Origin of the sequence: Nocardiopsis sp. NPDC058789 (assembly GCF_042745575.1) — a bacterium.
Lineage (GTDB): Bacteria > Actinomycetota > Actinomycetes > Streptosporangiales > Streptosporangiaceae > Nocardiopsis > Nocardiopsis eucommiae.
Window position 1 is genome coordinate 134,915 of sequence record NZ_JBHYOW010000011.1, and the last position, 16,931, is coordinate 151,845.

General features: G+C 72.8%; 16 protein-coding genes. 8 read left to right on the forward strand and 8 right to left on the reverse strand.

Going from position 1 to position 16,931, the window contains the following annotated elements; translation table 11 throughout:
* Positions 1–14 precede the first annotated feature (14 nt).
* From ACFW3L_RS17990 to ACFW3L_RS18000, 3 genes are read left to right on the forward strand one after another with little or no spacing between them, the layout of a single operon-like run.
* On the forward strand, positions 15–1,184 hold the full coding sequence (locus ACFW3L_RS17990) for an LLM class flavin-dependent oxidoreductase (RefSeq protein ID WP_378741806.1): 1,170 nt from the start codon (positions 15–17) through the stop codon (positions 1,182–1,184).
* Positions 1,185–1,215: 31 nt separating this feature from the next.
* A complete protein-coding gene (locus tag ACFW3L_RS17995) occupies positions 1,216–1,761 on the forward strand; it encodes an NAD(P)H-dependent oxidoreductase (RefSeq protein ID WP_378741808.1) in 546 nt (181 codons plus the stop codon).
* A gap of 20 nt (positions 1,762–1,781) precedes the next feature.
* Positions 1,782–2,303, forward strand: a complete 522-nt coding sequence (locus ACFW3L_RS18000) for a flavin reductase family protein (RefSeq protein WP_378741810.1) — start codon at positions 1,782–1,784, stop codon at positions 2,301–2,303.
* Between the two features lie 144 nt (positions 2,304–2,447).
* On the opposite strand, the gene ACFW3L_RS18005 is transcribed toward ACFW3L_RS18000, so the two are convergent.
* The 6 genes from ACFW3L_RS18005 to ACFW3L_RS18030 all read right to left on the reverse strand — a co-directional run bounded on the left by ACFW3L_RS18005 (position 2,448) and on the right by ACFW3L_RS18030 (position 8,315).
* On the reverse strand, positions 2,448–2,867 hold the full coding sequence (locus ACFW3L_RS18005) for a hypothetical protein (RefSeq protein WP_378741813.1): 420 nt from the start codon (positions 2,865–2,867) through the stop codon (positions 2,448–2,450).
* A gap of 99 nt (positions 2,868–2,966) precedes the next feature.
* On the reverse strand, positions 2,967–4,058 hold the full coding sequence (locus ACFW3L_RS18010; protein WP_378741815.1) for an ABC transporter ATP-binding protein: 1,092 nt from the start codon (positions 4,056–4,058) through the stop codon (positions 2,967–2,969).
* A gap of 14 nt (positions 4,059–4,072) precedes the next feature.
* A complete protein-coding gene (locus ACFW3L_RS18015) occupies positions 4,073–5,068 on the reverse strand; it encodes a zinc-dependent alcohol dehydrogenase family protein (RefSeq protein WP_378741817.1) in 996 nt (331 codons plus the stop codon).
* Positions 5,068–5,958, reverse strand: a complete 891-nt coding sequence (locus ACFW3L_RS18020; RefSeq protein WP_378741819.1) for a carbohydrate ABC transporter permease — start codon at positions 5,956–5,958, stop codon at positions 5,068–5,070. Before ACFW3L_RS18020 ends, ACFW3L_RS18015 begins: the two co-directional genes overlap by 1 nt.
* Entirely contained in the window at positions 5,955–6,881 is a 927-nt protein-coding gene (locus tag ACFW3L_RS18025) for a carbohydrate ABC transporter permease (protein WP_378741821.1), read from the reverse strand. Before ACFW3L_RS18025 ends, ACFW3L_RS18020 begins: the two co-directional genes overlap by 4 nt.
* A gap of 75 nt (positions 6,882–6,956) precedes the next feature.
* Entirely contained in the window at positions 6,957–8,315 is a 1,359-nt protein-coding gene (locus ACFW3L_RS18030) for an ABC transporter substrate-binding protein (protein ID WP_378741823.1), read from the reverse strand.
* A 216-nt stretch (positions 8,316–8,531) separates the two neighbouring features.
* On the opposite strand from ACFW3L_RS18030, the gene ACFW3L_RS18035 reads away from it, so the two are divergent.
* From ACFW3L_RS18035 to ACFW3L_RS18050, 4 genes are all read left to right on the forward strand, one after another.
* Positions 8,532–9,479, forward strand: coding sequence for a sugar-binding transcriptional regulator (locus tag ACFW3L_RS18035; RefSeq protein ID WP_378741825.1), 948 nt, complete (start codon positions 8,532–8,534; stop codon positions 9,477–9,479).
* 41 nt (positions 9,480–9,520) lie between these two features.
* Positions 9,521–10,912, forward strand: coding sequence for a xylulokinase (xylB, locus tag ACFW3L_RS18040; RefSeq protein WP_378741827.1), 1,392 nt, complete (start codon positions 9,521–9,523; stop codon positions 10,910–10,912).
* An 82-nt stretch (positions 10,913–10,994) separates the two neighbouring features.
* Positions 10,995–11,432 (forward strand): hypothetical protein, encoded by a 438-nt coding sequence (locus tag ACFW3L_RS18045; RefSeq protein WP_378741829.1) that lies wholly within the window; start codon positions 10,995–10,997, stop codon positions 11,430–11,432.
* Between the two features lies 1 nt (position 11,433).
* Positions 11,434–12,765, forward strand: coding sequence for a hypothetical protein (locus ACFW3L_RS18050; RefSeq protein ID WP_378741831.1), 1,332 nt, complete (start codon positions 11,434–11,436; stop codon positions 12,763–12,765).
* A 12-nt stretch (positions 12,766–12,777) separates the two neighbouring features.
* Here ACFW3L_RS18050 and ACFW3L_RS18055 read toward each other — a convergent pair whose 3' ends face one another.
* Positions 12,778–14,559 (reverse strand): tetratricopeptide repeat protein, encoded by a 1,782-nt coding sequence (locus tag ACFW3L_RS18055; RefSeq protein WP_378741833.1) that lies wholly within the window; start codon positions 14,557–14,559, stop codon positions 12,778–12,780.
* 182 nt (positions 14,560–14,741) lie between these two features.
* Between ACFW3L_RS18055 and ACFW3L_RS18060 the strand changes: the two genes are divergently transcribed.
* A complete protein-coding gene (locus ACFW3L_RS18060) occupies positions 14,742–15,689 on the forward strand; it encodes an aldo/keto reductase (protein WP_378741835.1) in 948 nt (315 codons plus the stop codon).
* A 43-nt stretch (positions 15,690–15,732) separates the two neighbouring features.
* Here the strand turns inward: ACFW3L_RS18060 and ACFW3L_RS18065 are convergent, their stop codons facing one another.
* Positions 15,733–16,914 (reverse strand): homoserine O-acetyltransferase, encoded by a 1,182-nt coding sequence (locus ACFW3L_RS18065; protein ID WP_378742077.1) that lies wholly within the window; start codon positions 16,912–16,914, stop codon positions 15,733–15,735.
* Positions 16,915–16,931: the final 17 nt, after the last annotated feature.

The following is a 16,931-nucleotide window of genomic DNA, read 5'->3' on the forward strand; positions in this document are numbered from 1 at the left end:
GGACTGACACCCTCATGCCCCTGACCTTCCACTGGTTCCTGCCCACGCAGGGAGACAGCAGAGGCGTCGTCGGCGGAGGCCACGGCGCGGACGTCGTGTCCTCCCCCGCCTGGCGCACGCGCGAACCCTCCCTGGAGTACCTCGGCCAGATCGCCCAGGCCGCCGAACGGCTGGGGTTCGAGGGTGTCCTCACCCCCACCGGATCGTGGTGCGAGGACGCCTGGCTGACCACGGCGATGCTGGTCGGGGGCACGAGGCGGCTCAGGTTCCTGGTGGCCTTCCGTCCCGGCCTGCTCTCACCCACCCTGGCCGCGCAGATGGCCAGCACCTACCAGCGGCTCAGCGGGGGCCGCCTGCTGCTGAACGTGGTGACCGGCGGCGAGTCCGCCGAGCAGCGCCAGCACGGCGACTTCCTCGACAAGGACGCCCGGTACCGGCGCACCGGCGAGTTCCTGCGTGTGGTGGACGCCCTGTGGCGCGGCGAGACCGTGGACCACCGGGGCGAGCACGTCACCGTCGAGGGGGCCGCCCTCCAGCGGACGCCCTCCCCGCGCCCGCCCGTGTACTTCGGCGGTTCCTCCCCCGCCGCTCTGGAGGTGGCCGCCTCGCACGTGGACACCTACCTGACCTGGGGTGAGCCTCCGGCCGCCGTCGCGGAGAAGATCGGCCGGGTCTCCGCGCTGGCCGCCGAACGGGGTCGGACCCTGGAGTACGGGATCAGGCTGCACGTGATCAGCCGCGACACCGAGGAGGAGGCGTGGGCGCAGGCCCGGCGTCTGCTCGACGGGATCTCCCCCGAGACCGTCGCCCAGGTGCAGAGCGGTCTGCGCCGGAGCGAGTCCGAGGGGCAGCGGCGCATGCTGGACCTGCACGGCGGCCGGGCCGACGACCTGGAGATCCACCCCCACCTGTGGGCCGGTGTGGGGCTGGCGCGCGGCGGGGCGGGTACGGCGATGGTCGGCAGCCACGAACAGGTCGCGAACCTGATCGAGGAGTACCACCGGGTGGGCATCAGCGAGTTCGTCCTGTCGGGCTACCCGCACCTGGAGGAGGCGTACTGGTTCGGTGAGGGTGTGCTGCCCCTGCTCCGGGAACGCGGCCTGTGGCGGCATCCGGACGGCGGTGAGGCCACCGGGGGCCGCGCCCTCGTCCCCTTCGCCGTGGCGGAGCCCGCCACCACCTGAGTCCGCCCCTTCCTTCCGTTCCGGAGCCGTCATGACCACGACCGTCCTCGTCGGGAACCCGCGCCCGGGTTCCCGCACCGCCACCGCCGCCCAGGCCGTGGCCCACCACGCCGCACGCGCCGCCGGGCTGCCTCCGGAGCAGGAGGTCCTGGAACTGGCGGACCTCTCGCCCCTGCTGCTCACCCCCGGACCCACCCTGGACGTGCGGTCGGCCCTGGAACAGGTGAGCGGATCCGATCTCCTGGTGGTGGCCAGCCCCACCTACAAGGCGACCTACACCGGACTGCTGAAGGTCTTCCTGGACCTGCTGCCGTCCGGTGGCCTGGAGGGCGTCACGGCCGTCCCCGTCCTGGTGATGGCCTCCCCCGCGCACACCCTGGCCGTGGACGTGCACCTGCGCCCGCTGCTCCTGGAACTCGGGGCCACGGTTCCCACCTCGGGGCTGGCCCTGCTCCAGGACACCGTGCCCACCGATGACGACCCCGGCCTACGGCTGGACGCGGTCCTGGAGCCGTGGGCCCACCGGTCCGCCTCGGCCCTGCGCGCCGCCGTCCGATCCCGGACCACCACCGTCTGACCGCCAGAAGGGAGAGTCCGTTGAGTGTCACCGAGACCTCGTCCCCGGGCCGGACCCGGGCCGAGGCCGACCGGTTCCGCGCGACGATGCGCCACCACCCGGCCGGGGTGGTCGTCATCACCGCGAGCGTCGGAGGAAGGCCGGTGGGACTGACCGCCACGTCCTTCACCAGCGTGAGCCTGGATCCACCGCTCGTGTCCTTCTACGTGGCCGACACGTCCACCACCTGGCCGACACTGCGCCGCGCGGGCGAGTTCGGGGTGCAGCTGCTGAGCGAGGAGCAGGCGGACGTGGCCGCGCGGTTCGCGAGCAGGGACGTCGACCGCTTCGCACCGCCCACGGCCTGGCGACCGGGCCCGGACGGGGTGCCGCTGCTGGACGGGGCGGTGGCGCACCTGGTCTGCACGCGTTTCGACACCCGGCTGATCGGTGACCACTGGCTGGTCGTCGGGGAGGTGACCCACACGCTGGTCCTGACGGACCCGCGGCCGCCGCTCCTCTACCACCGGGGCGGGTTCACCACGGTGACTCCGACGGAGTAGGCACCGCTCCGCGAGCCCCCTCGCCTGGGCGGAGGGGCCCCGAACTGACGGGGGCTCCCCTCCGCCGTGCGGTCCGTGCCTCGTGGATCCGCACCGTGACGCCGGGCGCACGTGTGAGGCCCGGGTGGGGCGGAGGATCGCGGGTCAGCGCGTGAACGGGGCCCGGAGGCGGGCGGCGAGACGGGCCAGGGCGGCACGCACGCCGGTGGAGCGGGAGACGGGGCGCAGCCCCGGGAGGACGGCCACCGGTGCGGGTGCGGTGAGGGGCGCGGTGACGGTGAGCCCGCCCGTGCCGCGACGCAGGGTCGGGCGGCCGATCGGGGCGTCCAGGTCCACGCGGCACAGGGGCGCGCGGTCCGCGCTCCGGGCGAGGACGAGGGTGTCGCCCTCGCGCAGGACGACCACCCCTCGGGGGTCGACGCCCGGGGCGAGCTCGACCTCGACCACGAGGTCGCCGCCGAAGCGGCCGCTGTCCACCCGGGCCACGGGCTCGGCCTCGAACTGGGCCCACAGGTGCTCGTCGATCCGCTCGTCGGTACCCGCGAAGACATCCGTGACGCGCATCGGACCACTTCCCCTCGTCCTTGAGTTGTCTGCGCTCAAGTTTATTGACGCACCCTCACGAGGGCAAGGGAGAAGTGTCCGACACGGCCATGGCGGCGGTCACGCGTCCAGGCGCTCCCCCGACCCCGGCGAGAAGACGTGCACCTGTCCCGGCCGGACCCGCAGGTGGACGACCTGCCCGCTGCTCGGGGCGCGGTCCGGGGCCACCCTCACCACCAGGTCGCTGTCGGCCGGGTGCCCCGGGATCCCCCCGTACAGGTAGCAGTCCGCGCCCAGGTTCTCGACCAGGCCGACCTCCATCGGGAAGCCGTCCCCGTCGCCCACCAGGTCCACCGCCTCGGGCCGGAAGCCCAACAGGACCGAGTCCGCGCCCTCCCGGGCCAGACGCGCCCGTTGTCCCGGGCTCAGCGGAAGGTCGTGACCGCCCACCCGCACCGCCTCACCCGTGACCGGGAACGCGCGCAGGTTCATCGCGGGCGAGCCCATGAACCCGGCGACGAAGGCGTTGGCCGGGCGCTCGTAGAGCCCGAGCGGGGTGTCGCACTGCTGGAGCAGCCCGTCCTTGAGCACCGCGACCCGGTCGCCCATGGTCATGGCCTCGACCTGGTCATGGGTGACGTAGACGGTGGTGACGCCCAGCCTGCGCTGGAGTTCGGCGATCTGGGTACGGGTGGACACCCGGAGCTTGGCGTCCAGGTTGGACAGCGGCTCGTCCATCAGGAAGACCCGGGGCTCGCGCACGATCGCACGGCCCATCGCCACGCGTTGACGCTGGCCGCCGGAGAGCGCCTTGGGCCTGCGGTCGAGCAGCGGGGTCAGGTCCAGAAGCTCGGCGGCCTCGGCCACCCGGCGCGTCCGCTCCTCCTTTCCGACCCTGGCCATCTCCAGGGCGAAGCCCATGTTCTGCCCCACGGTCATGTGCGGATAGAGCGCGTAGGACTGGAACACCATCGCGATGTCGCGGTCCATGGGGCTGAGGTCGGTGACGTCGGTGTCCCCGATGCGGATGGTCCCGTGGTCCACCTCCTCCAGTCCGGCGAGCATGCGCAGTGACGTGGACTTCCCGCAGCCGGACGGTCCGACCAGGACCAGGAACTCCCCGTCCTCGATCTCCAGGCTCAGCTCGTCCACGGCGGGCGCGTCCGAGCCCGGGTAGAAGTGGGTGGCCTTCTCGAAACTGACCGATGCCACGTGGCATCACTCCTCTACAGCTGCGGGTTGACCTGGAGCTTGCGGCCGCGACCGGCGCGGAAGGCCTCGACGGCGAGACCGTAGTCGTCGAGGCCGAAGGAGTCGGTGACCATGGTCTCGGCGTCCACGACCCCCTTGGCCATGATGTCCACGGCACGCCCGTAGCTGTGCAGCACGGCCATGGAGCCGACCACGGTGATCTCGTCGTTGTAGATACGGAACGGCGAGAAGGTCGCGGTGGCCTCGGCCGGGGCCACCCCGAACACCTGGAAGGTGCCGCCCCGCGCCACCCTGGTCAGGCCGTCCTCGATCGCCGGGACCACGCCGGTGCAGTCGATGACCACCTCCCAGCCGGAGCGGTCGAGCGCGTCGGCGCCGACGGCCACCGCGTCCGCCGCCAGGGAGGCGGCCACCGCGAGGCGGTCGGTGTTGGGGTCGACCACGGACACGCTGGCGGCCCCGGCGGAGGCGGCCAGCTGGGCCATGAGCAGGCCCATGGTCCCCGCCCCGTAGACCAGGTAGTGCTCGCCCACCCGGCCCGGCAGCAGGTCGAACCCGTGCACGGCGCAGGAGAGGGGCTCGATGAGCGCGGCGTGCTCGAAGGGCATGGCGTCGGGGATGCGGTAGCAGGAGGCCGCCGGCACCGAGACGAACTCGGCGCTGGCGCCGGGCCGGGTCACGCCCACCGCGTTCCACCGCGCGCACAGGTTGCCCCGACCCACCAGGCACTTGGCGCACTCACCACAGAACAGGGAGGGGTCGACCGCGACCCGGTCGTCGACGGCCACGTCGGTGACCTCCGAGCCGACCGCGACCACGGTTCCGGCGAACTCGTGCCCGGGGACGATGGGGTACGGGGTGGGTGCGAACTCCCCGTCGATGATGTGCAGGTCGGTTCCGCAGATGCCCACGGCGGCCGGGGCGACGACCACGTGCCCGGGGCCGGGCTTGGGGTCGTCCACCTGCTGGACGGAGTAGCTTCCGGGTTCGCTGACGACGAGTGCGCGCATTACTTCACGGCTCCTAGGGACAGGCCGCGGACCAGCCACCGTTGGGCGGCCCATCCGGCGAGGATCACGGGCAGGGCCGCCATGGTGGAGGCGGCCGAGAGTCGGGCCCAGTACAGGCCCTCGCCGCTGATGAAGCCGACGAGGAAGACCGGGACGGTGGAGGCCTGGGACGCGGTCAGGTTGACCGCGAAGAAGAACTCGTTCCAGGCGAAGATGAAGCAGATCAGGGCGGTGGCGGCCAGTCCGGGGGCGATCATCGGCAGGATGACGCGCCGCATCTCCGTGAACCGGCGCGCTCCGTCCATCCGGGCGGCTTCGAGGACCTCCTTCGGTAGCTCGACGAGGAACGACCGGATCATCCAGATCGCGATCGGCAGGTTCATGGCCGTGTACACGAGGGTGAGCGTGCGGGCGTCGTCCAGCGCGCCGAGGTTCCTGGCGATGACGTACAGCGGCAGGATCATGGCCACCGGCGGCAGGAGCTTGGTGGACAGGAAGAAGAACAGAGAGTCGCGCCACGCCGGGACGCGCACCAGGGAGAGCGCGTAGGCGGCGGGCAGGCCCAGGACGATGGCGAGGATCGTCGACAGTACCGACGCCTGGACGGAGTTCAGCAGGTAGGGGACGAAGTCGCGCCCGATCACCGCCGAGTACTGGTCCAGGGTCGGTTGGAAGAAGAAGGTGGGCGGGTTGGTGGAGGCCTGGGACTCCTGCTTGAAGCCGGTGAGGAACATCCACAGCACGGGGAAGAAGAACAGCAGTCCCAGCGCCCACGCGAGGAGGCCCGGCAGGGGGCGTACGGGTCGGCGCCGACGTCGACGCCGGACCGAGCCGGGCCGGGGCGCGGTCGTCCCCGACGGGGCGGCCGGAGGTGCGGTCACGGGGGTCACGACTCCTCCTCGAACAGGCTGGAGACCACGCGCAGGGCGAACATGGCGACGACCAGGGTCGCGACGACCACGATCACTCCGGCGGCGGCCGCCTCCCCCACGTCGAAGGAGCGGAAGGCCTGAAGGTAGATGAAGTAGGGCAGGTTGGTGGTCGACTGTCCCGGGCCGCCCTGGGTGATCATGTAGATCGCGTCGAAGGTCTGCACGATGTAGATCGTGCCGAGCAGGATCGCCAGCTCCACGAAGCGGCGCAGGTGCGGGAAGGTGATCCGTCGGAAGACCGCGAGGGGTCCGGCGCCGTCCACCCGCGCGGCCTCCAGCACCTCGGGTGACTGGCTCTGGAGCCCGGCGAGCATGATGAGCATCATGAACGGGGTCCACTGCCAGGTCAGCACCATGACGATGGACAGCAGCGGGAAGTCGTTGACCCAGTCCGCCTGGACCCCGAACGGCGACAGCACCCAGTTGAGCAGGCCGTACACCGGGTGGTACATGGAGGTCTTCCACAGCAGCGCGGCGGCGACCGGCATGACCAGGAACGGGGTGATCATCAGGGTCCGGACGATCCCCCGGCCGAGGAAGGCGCGGTCGAGGAGGAGGGCCAGGCCCAGCCCGAGGACCAGCGAGGCCAGGACGGCGCCGACGGTCAGCAGGACGGTGTTGGCCACGGCGTTGTGGAAGAGCGGGTCGCCCAGGACGCTGCCGTAGTTGGCGAACCCGGCGAAGGAGTCGGAGTCGGGGCGCAGCAGGTTGCTGCTCTGGAAGCTGTAGTAGACGGTGAACAGGAACGGGATCTGGGTCATCGCGATGACGAACAGCAGTCCCGGCAGCAGCGGACCGCGCCGGAGCCATCGCTCCGCCCGGGTCAGGTCCCGGGTCCGGGGCCCGCGCCGCGCCGTCTCCGGCGGGGTCTGAGCGGTCATGGCCCTCCTTGCGGGAGTCGGGGTGGGGAGGTCTCCGGTGCCGGTGCCGGGTTCGGTGTCCGGCACCGGGGGTTCTCAGTCGCGGTAGCCGCCGGACACGGCGGTCTGGTCCGCGTACTCCTGCGACTTGGCCAGGGCCTCCTCCACGGTCTGCTGGCCGGCGATGGCGGCGGAGATCTCCTGGGAGACGAGGGTGCCGAGGTCCTGGAACTCGGGGATGGACACGTACTGGACCCCGGTCCAGGGCTGCGGGTGCACCCCGGGCTGTTCCACGTCGACGTTGTCGATGGCGTCGTAGGTGGGACCGGCGAAGGCCTCGGCGGCCTCCTGGTACTCGGGGATGTCGTAGGTCGAGACGCGCGCGCCGGGCGGGACGCGCTCCCACCCCAGTTCCTCACCGACGAGCTGGTGGTACTCCTTGGAGGTCGCCCAGGAGACGAACTCCCACGCGGCCTCGGGGTCGGTGGAGGTGGAGGGGATCGACAGGGCCCAGGCCCACAGCCAGCCCGCGTGCTCGGTCTCCATGGTCGGCGCGGCGACGTAGCCGATGTCACCGACGACGCTGCTGGAGTCCGGGTCCTCCAGGCTGCCCGCCGCGACGGTGGAGTCGTAGAGCATGGCGGCGTCGCCCTGGGCCATGGTGGTGAGGCACTCGGTGAAGCCCGCGTTGGGGGCGCCCGACTGTCCGTGGTCGCGGACGAGGTCCACGTACGTCGTGACGGCCTCCTCCACCTCGGGTGAGTCGAGGTGGGCGTTCCAGTCCTCGTCGTACCACTGGCCGCCGTAGGTGAGGATCACCGAGTTCAGCGGCGCCAGGAGTTCGCCCCAGCCCGGCACCCCTCGCAGGCAGATCCCGGCGGTGCCGGTGTCCGGGTCGTCCAGCTCGGCCGCGAGCTCCTCGACCTCCTCCCAGGTGGGCCGCTCCGGCATGTCCAGGCCGGCCTCCTCGAAGAGGTCCTCGCGGTACATGAGGAAGGAGGACTCGCCGTAGAAGGGTGCCCCGTACATCTGGTCCTCGTGGGAGAGGGCGGAGCGGACGGTGGGGATGATGTCGTCGATCTCGTAGTCCGGATCGGCGGCGTACTCGTCGAGGCTGAGGATCCACTGGTTCTCGGCCCAGATGGGCACCTCGTAGGTGCCGATGGTGACGACGTCGTACTGGCCGCCCTGGGTGGCGATGTCCTGGGTCACCCGGTCGCGGAGCTGGTTCTCGGGCAGGACCACGAACTCGACCGTGATGTCGGGGTGCGCGTCGTTGAACTCCGACGCGAGCGCCTCGATGTCCTCCATCTGCGGGTTGGAGACCGTGGCGACGGTGACGATCCGGTCGCCGTCCGCCCCGGCGCCCCCGGCCCCCGAGCAGCCGGTGGCGACCAGGGCCAGTCCGGTGGCCGCCGCCACCAGCGGCACGCCTCGCGGTGCGTTCGTGAACATGACTTCCTCCTGGGGGTAGGCAGGCGAGGACCGCGGCATCACACGCGGGGGATGGCCGTGCGGTCTCCTCCGAGCACCAGCCGCTCATATGAGCGTTGTTGCTAACACATGAGCGGCCCGGGCCTCATTTAAGTTGTGACGGGTGTCACCGGTCAACCCGTGGTGCAATAATGGGCGATACTCCGCTCATTTGAGCGTCACCACTGGAGGGCGTAGATGAAGCACGCGTTCCGACCCGCGGAACTGATCCGCGCCACCGCGGTCGCCCGCAGGTACTACCTGGCGGGCGACTCCAAGATCCGCATCGCCGAGGACTTCGGGATCAGCAGGTTCAAGGTCGCACGCATCCTGGAGGAGGCCCGCGACGTGGGGATCGTCCGCATCGAGATCGCGGAACCCACCGAGGTGGACACCGACCTCTCCCAGCGGCTGAGCACCGCCTACGGCCTCAAGCAGGCGGTGGTGGTCGCCCACGCCGGAGAGGGCGAGGCGCTGCACCGCAGCCTCGGGCGCATCGCCGCCGAGTACCTGACCGAGATCCTCGAGGAGGGCGACACCCTCGGGCTCGCCTGTTCCCGTACCCTCAACGCGATGACTCTGGCCCTGGGCGACCTGCCCCGGTGCACGGTCGTGCAGCTCACCGGCGTACTGCCCGGCGGCGTGGAGGAGAACTCGGTGGAACTCGTGCGGAGGGTGGCCAGCCTCGCGCGCGGCCCGGCCTTCCCCGTCTACGCCCCACTGGTCGTGTCGGACCCCGGCACGGCGGAGGCGCTGCGCAGCCAGCCCCAGGTGGCCGACGCCATGCAGCGCTACGGCGAACTCGACAAGGCCGTGGTCGCCATCGGTTCGTGGTCTCCCACGCTCTCCCTGGTGCGCGACGCCCTCTCCCCCGCCGAGGGGGCCGCCCTCGAACGCGAGGGCGTCCAGGCCGAGGTGTGCGCGCGCACCGTGGACGTGCACGGCACCCCCATCGCGCCGGAACTGACCTCCCGCGTCATCGCCATCACCCTGGACCAGCTCCGCGCGGTCCCCGAGGTCATCGCCGTGGCCGGGGGCTCGGGCAAGGCCCAGGCCATCCACTCCACCCTCAAGACCGGGGTGATCTCCTCACTGGTCACCGACACCACGACGGCACGCATCCTCCTCGAGTCAGCGATGAACTGACCTCCACGCACGCTTCGACCCCTCACTCACACGGAGCACACATGACGCTGGTTGCCGGAATCGACAGTTCGACCCAGTCCTGCAAGATCGTGGTCTGCGACGCCACCACCGGAAAGGTGGTGCGCGAGGGCCGCGCGCCGCACCCCGACGGAACCGAGACCGATCCCGCGCACTGGTGGACGGCGCTGACGACGGCCTCCTCGGGGCTGCTCGACGGCGTCGCGGCCGTGTCCGTGGCCGGACAGCAGCACGGCATGGTGGTGGTGGACGAGGACGGCCGGGTGGTGCGGCCCGCCCTGCTGTGGAACGACGCCCGCTCCGCCGGGGCCGCGCGCGACCTGGTCGAGGAGCTCGGCGGCCCCGGGGCCTGGGCGGACGCGGTGAGCAACGTGCCGGTGGCCAGTCTGACGGTCACCAAACTCCGCTGGCTCGCCCAGAACGAACCGGACCACGCCGCCCGGACGCGCGGGGTGATGCTCCCCCACGACTGGCTGACCTGGCGGCTGGGCGGGGCCCGCACCGCGCCGACCACCGACCGGGGCGACGCCTCGGGCACCGGGTACTGGTCGCCCTCCGAGGGCGCCTACCGCACCGACCTGCTCGTCCGCGCCTTCGGCCGCGAACTCGACCTGCCCCGGGTGGCGGCTCCCTCGGAACCGGTGGGTCACACCCCCGAGGGAGCCGTCATCGGCCCCGGCACCGGCGACAACATGGGCACCGCGCTGGGGCTGGGCCTGCGGCCCGGTGACGCCGTGGTCTCGCTCGGCACCAGCGGGACCGTGTTCGCGGCGCACGACCGGCCCGCCCACGACCCCACCGGCACCGTCTGCGGGTTCGCGGACGCCACGGGCGGGTTCCTGCCGCTGGCCTGCACCCTGAACGCGGCGCGGGTGCTCAGCGCCACCGCCGCGATGCTCGGCACCGGCCTGGCCGGGCTGGACGCCCTCGCGCTGAACGCCGAACCCGGCGCCGGCGGGGTCGTCCTGCTGCCCTACCTGGACGGGGAGCGGACCCCGGAGCTTCCGCACGCGACGGGCTCACTGCACGGACTGACGCGCGACAACATGCGTCCGGAGAACATCGCGCGCGCCGCCGTCGAGGGCATGCTCTGCGGACTGGCCGACGGCCTGGCCGCGATGACCGCGAGCGGGGTCCCGGTCGAGCGTGTCCTGCTCGTCGGCGGCGGTGCCCGGTCCGCGGCCGTGCGGGCCGTGGCGCCGCTCGTGCTGGGCGCGCCGATCGTGGTGCCGCCCGCCGCCGAGTACGTGGCCATCGGCGCGGCCCGTCAGGCCGCCTGGACCCTCGCCGGAACCGCCGAACCCCCGGTGTGGCCCCTGGGCGCGCCGGAGGAGGAGTCCAGCCACGCCCCCGACGTGGGCCTGCGGGTGCGTGAACGCTACGCCGAGCACCGCCGCGCCACCCACGGGGTCTGACCGGCCCCCGCCACGGAGCGGGGATTCGGTACCCTGTTCCGTCGCGGACCGGGCAGAACGGACACGAGTGGCGGGAGAGCACATGTCGGTCGAGGAGCGGCTGAGGGTACCCATCGGATCGGCCCCCGGCTGGTCGACGGCGCCCGACTGCCGCCGCGTGCTGGTCGTGGCGCACACCGTCACCACCCTCACGCGCCTGCTCGACATTCTCCCGCTGCTCGAGTCCGATCCCCGGATCCAGATCGTCTTCACCCGCGCGCGCACGTCCAATTTCCGCGAGGGCGTCACCGAGTTCCTCGGTGACATCGGCGCCGTCGTCGCACCATGGGAACAGGCCGTGGAGGAGGAATTCGATCTCGCCATCGCCGCGAGCCACGGCGATGACCTGCACCTGATCAGGGCTCCTCTGATCGTCTTCTCCCATGGGGCCGGGTACAATAAACTGATGAAACCGGAAACCGGAAACCGGAAACCGGAAACCGGAAACCGGAAACCGGAAACCGGAAACCGGAAACCGTGACGTGACGGATTCCCGGGAAGACGAAGCGGTGTTCGGTCTGGCCGCCCCGACTCTGCTGCGGGACGGGGAGCTGGTCCCCGCGGCCCTCGTGCTCTCCCACACCGAACAACTCGACCGGCTCCGCGCCGCCTGCCCCGAGGCGGTCGACTCCGCCGTCGTCGCCGGGGACCCCACCCACGACCGCATCCTGGCCGGACTCCCCTGGCGCGAGCGCTACCGCGACCACCTGGAGACGGGCGCGCGCAGGCTGGTCCTGGTCAGTTCCACCTGGGGGCCCACCTCCCTCCTGGGTGCGTGGCCCGGCTTCCTCGACACCCTCCTCAGCGAACTCCCCGTGGACGAGTACCGCGTGGTCCTCGCCCTGCACCCCAACGTCTGGCACGGCCACGGCGCCTGGCAGGTGCGGTCCTGGCTGGCGACGGCCGAGCGCTCCGGACTCCGCGTGCTGCCGCCCCGGCAGGGCTGGCAGGCGGCGCTGGTCGCGGCCGACCACGTGATCGGTGACCACGGTTCGGTCACCTTCTACGGCGCCGCCCGGGGCACCCACACCATGCTGGCCGCCTTCCCCCACCACGAGATGGCCGACGACTCCCCCGTCGCCGCGTTCGGCCGGGCCGCCACCCGGTTGCGCGCGGACCGGCCCCTGCTGCCCCAGATGCTCGCTGACGCCGCCGGGCACAAGCCCGACCGGTTCTCCGCCCACACCGACCTGCTCAACTCCGTGCCCGGGCGCTCCGGGCGGATCCTGCGCGCGACCCTCTACGGGTTCCTGAACCTGCCCGAGCCCGAACACGCCCCGCGCGTGCTCCCGCCGGACCCGCCGATCCCCCACCGACGCGGATGGCCCGACGCCGCGGACACGGCACCGCTGTGGTGCACGGTCCTGGAGGAGGAGGACGGGCTCCGGGTCCGTCGACTCCCCGCGGAGGCCGTCGACGCCGGACGGCTGCCGCTGGACCGGCCCCACCTGGCCGCCCACGCGGACGAGACCCAGGCCCGTTGGTTCGAGGCGGCCTGCCTCCTCCTCTGCGGCCCCGGCTCGGAGGGTCCCCGGGAGGCCGCCTCCTGGGAGCGTCTGCGGGCACGGCTGACCGACCACCCCCGCGCCCACCTGGCGGTGGCGGCGGACGGACCCGACTGCCTGGTCGTCGACCGCGACGGGGCGCGGGTACGCCTCGTGGCGGACTCCCGCCACCACCGGGCCGACCCCACCGCCGCCGCCTCCGCCTACTGGCACCTGTGGGTCGACGGACGGGCACCCGAGCGGGACCTTGCGGTGCTCCTCGGAGAGCACCGACTCGCCTTCACCGTCCACCGCCCGCGAGGCGAGTGACCCGGGGCAGGGTCAGGCGCCGATCCGTGCCCGGACCTCGGCGGCCTCCCGCACGGCCTCGGCGGCCTCGTACGCCTCCAGCGCCCGGCCCAGTTCCGCGCGGGCGGCGTCCGGGTCACGGTCCGCGACGGCGTCGGCGCGCGCCACGTACACGTCTCCGACCCGGCGCTGGTCTCCGAGCAGGCGGTGCGAGGCGACCGCCCCGTCGTACTCCTCCAGCGCCTCGTCGACCCGCCCCTGGTGCACCCTCAGGTCGGCCAGGGCCTTGTGGGTGCGGGCCCGGTTCTGGTGGTCGTCCTCTGGCAGCAGGCCCAAGGCACGGAGGATGAGCCGTTCGGCCTCCGGCAGCCGCCCGGCTCCCAGATGGGCCAGGCCCTCCTTGCGCACCATGATGTGCAGCGCCCTCGGGTCCACCGGGTCCATGCCCTCGGCGATCCGGGTCGCGGCGGCGAAGTGCCCGCTCGCGGCGTCGTACCGGCCCTCGTCCGCCTCGACGTCCGCGAGGGCGTCAAGCGCGGTGAGCCGCACGAGCGGGTGCGCGTCCTCCGCGAGTTCCAGGGCGAGTGCGGCCTCACGGCGCGCCTCTGCCCCGTTGCGGTCCCGGCGGTAGGCGATGGCCGTCTGCACGTGGAGCCGGGAGAGCCGGGCCGGTTCGAGGCGGTGGGTCCCCTCGGTCGCCCTGACCAGGGGCGCCTGGGCGTCGACCACGTCGGCGAAGGAGCCGGAGAGGAACCAGGAGGCCCACAGCACCTCGCACAGTTCGGCCGCCATCGCGTGGCGCCCGGTCTCCACGGCGTCGAGGACCACCCGGACCAGGGTGCGGCGTTCGACGGACAGCGCCCGCCGCGCCTCCTCGACCGTCGCGAAGGAGCGGGCCGCACGGGCACCGTCCGGGAAGGCGGACCAGCCGTCGAGGTCCCTCTGGAGCCAACGACCGGGCATCAGGCGCCGGTGCGCGGCGTAGGCGATCGCGTAGTAGTGGGCGAGGACGCGTTCGGGTGTGTCCCCGGCCTGTTCCGGGTCGGGAAGGAAGGTCGAGCGCATGCTCCGCGTCGGGAACCGGTACCGGGGCGGTCCCTCCCCGGCACCCCGGACCAGGACCCCCCGTTCGACCAACACGTCCAGCCGGGCGCGGACCTCGACCGGATCCGTCCCGGGGCCGAGGAGCGACACGGCCAGGTCCACGCCGAAGTCGCTGTCGGGATGCTGCGCGAGCAGGACCGCCAGCGCCCGCCGGTCCCCCGTCAGCCCGGCGAAGTCAGCGCGGTCACGCGGCTGGTGGCCGGGGACGGCCGCCGCTCCGAAGGTGTGCCGGTGCGCGGCGGCCAGCGGGTCCCCGGTTCTGAGGAGGCGTTCGGTGACGACGTCGAAGGCGTAGTCGGCGATCAGCCCGGGATTGCCCCGCGCCGCGGACACGAAGTCGGCCACCCTGACCCGGTCCCGTTCACCGTCCACGGCGATCTTGGCCTGCTGGAGGAACATCGTGGTGGCGTCCGCGTCCGACAGCCCCTGCAGTGTGACGTCCTCCCAGTCGACGTGTCTGATCCGGCGCAGGTCCTCCCGGCCCAGGGTCCTCAGATCGAACCGGTGGGAGCCGGTGACCACGGTGAGGCTGCCCGGGGAGGTCGCGAGGAAGGGAAGGGCCTCCGTGATGCTGCGGGGCGCGTCCACCATCACCGCGACCCCGCTCCGCCACCGTGCGCTCCGGTGCAGCATCTCCCACCGCCGTTCCGGGGTGGCCGGAACGTCCGCCTCCGGAACCCCCATGAGGCGGAGGAACTGCGCGACGGCCACGTCCGGGTCCTCGCGGGTGGCCGCCTCCGGCCACGGGCTCCGACGTGCTCGCGGGCGGGATCAGGGCCTCGGTCCCCTCATGTGCCATCCGCTCGGAGCGTGCCCGTGACCCCCGGGCCCCGCTGCCCTAGCGTGGGGCGCACACCCCACGCCTCCCAATGGGCACACACGGAACGGTGAACATGAACGACACCCCGCTGCGCCGTCTGGGCGCCTCCGACCTCTGGGTCAGCCCCCTGAACCTGGGCGGAAACGTCTTCGGGTGGACCGCCGACGAGGCCGCCTCCTTCGCGATCCTGGACGCCTACCGCGCGGCGGGGGGCAACTTCCTCGACACGGCCGACTCGTACTCGGCCTGGATCGAGGGACACACCGGCGGCGAGTCCGAGGGGGTGATCGGCCGGTGGCTGGCCAGCCGGGGCACGGGCGACACGGTGATCGCGACCAAGGTCAGTCAGCACCCCCGGTTTCCCGGCCTGTCCGCCGAGAACGTCCGGGCCGCCGCCGAGGCCTCGCTCCGACGGCTCGGCGTGGAGACCATCGACCTCTACTACGCGCACTTCGAGGACCCCGACACCCCCGTGGCGGAGAGCGCCGAGGCCTTCTCCTCCCTGGTCGACGAGGGCAGGATCAGGTACGTGGGCCTGTCCAACCACGCTCCGGAGCGCGTCCGGGAGTGGCTGGCGGCCTGTGACCGGAACGGGTGGCACCGCCCGGTGTGCGTGCAGGCGCACTACAACCTCGTCGAACGCGGCGTCGAGCGGGACCTGGTGCCGGCGGCCCTGGACGAGGGACTGGCGCTGCTCCCCTACTTCGGTCTGGCGCGGGGCTTCCTCACCGGCAAGTACCGCCCGGGCTCGACGGAGGCCTCCAGCCCCCGTGCCGCCAGCGCCCGCGCCTATCTGGAGCACCCGCGAGGGGAGCGGGTCCTGTCGGCTCTGGACACGATCGCGGCCGCGCGGTCGGCGGAGCCCGCGACGGTGGCCCTGGCCTGGCTGGTCGACCGCCCCGGGGTGACCTCGGTGCTCTCCAGCGCCCGTGACCTGGGACAGTTGGAGGGGCTGCTGGCCCTGGCGGACCTGCGACTGACCGCCGAGGAGACCGAGCTCCTGGACACGGCCTCGAACTGACCCCGTCCGACCCGGGTGGGCACGCGGGCCGGAGCCCGCGTGCTCACCCGGTGGCGGCGAGCAGCTCCGCGACCAGGGCGGCGACCTGCTCCGTCTCGACGAGGAAGCCGTCGTGGCCGTGGGGTGACTCGATCACCCGCACCTGACCGGGCCGGGGCAGGTGGCGGGCGATCTCCCGCTGTTGCGAGAGCGGGTAGAGGTGGTCGCTGTCGACCCCCGCCACGAGGGTCCGCTCCGGCAGCGTGGCCAGCGCCGCCGCCACCCCTCCGCGCCCGCGTCCGACGTCGTGCCCGTTCATCGCCTCGGTGAGCAGCACGTAGCTGGCCGGGTCGAAGCGGCGGGCCAGCTTCCACGCCTGGTGGTCGAGGTAGGACTCCACGGCGTACCGCCCCTCGGCGCCGGGGTCCTCGCCCCTTTGCGCCGCCCGGCCGAAGCGCGCGTCGAACTCGCCCGCTCCTCGGTACGTGACGTGGGCGATCCGGCGCGCCACCCCGAGACCGTCCACCGGTGTGCGGCCGGTGGAGTGGTAGTCGCCACCGAACCAGTCCGGGTCCGCTCGTACGGCGTGCAGCTGCGGGGCGGCCCAGGCGATCTGCCAGGCCGTCGTGGCGGCGGGGCAGGCCAGGACCAGCGCGCCGCGCACCCGCTCGGGAAGGGTGATGGCCCACTCCAGGGCGCGCATCCCTCCCATGGAGCCGCCGAGTACCGCCGCCCACGCGTCCACGCCGAGCGCGTCGGCGAGCGCCTCCTCCGCGCGGACGGTGTCGCGCAGGGTGATCCGGGGGAACCGGCTCCCCCACGGACGACCGTCGGGGGCGTCGGACGACGGTCCGGTACTGCCCTGGCAGCCGCCCAGGACGTTGGGGGCCACCACCAGGTAGCGGTCGGTGTCCAGGGCGCGTCCGGGGCCGACGATCCCCTCCCACCAACCGGGGCTGGGGTGACCGGGTTCGGCTGGCCCGGCCAGGTGGGCGTCGCCGGTGAGGGCGTGCAGGACCAGCACCGCGTTGGTTCCCTCGGGGTTGAGGCGCCCCCAGGTCTGGTAGGCCAGGCGGACCTCGGGCAGGTGTTCCCCCGACTCCAGTTCCAGGGGTCGGTCCCATCGGACCCAGCGACGTCGGCCGACCGGGTCGCCCTCGCGCCAGCCGCCCCGGGCGGGCCTGGGCGCGGCCGGAACACGCGGGTCGGGGTCCGGCCCGTCCTGGCGCGGACGGGCCGGACCCACCGGTCGCGGACTACCGG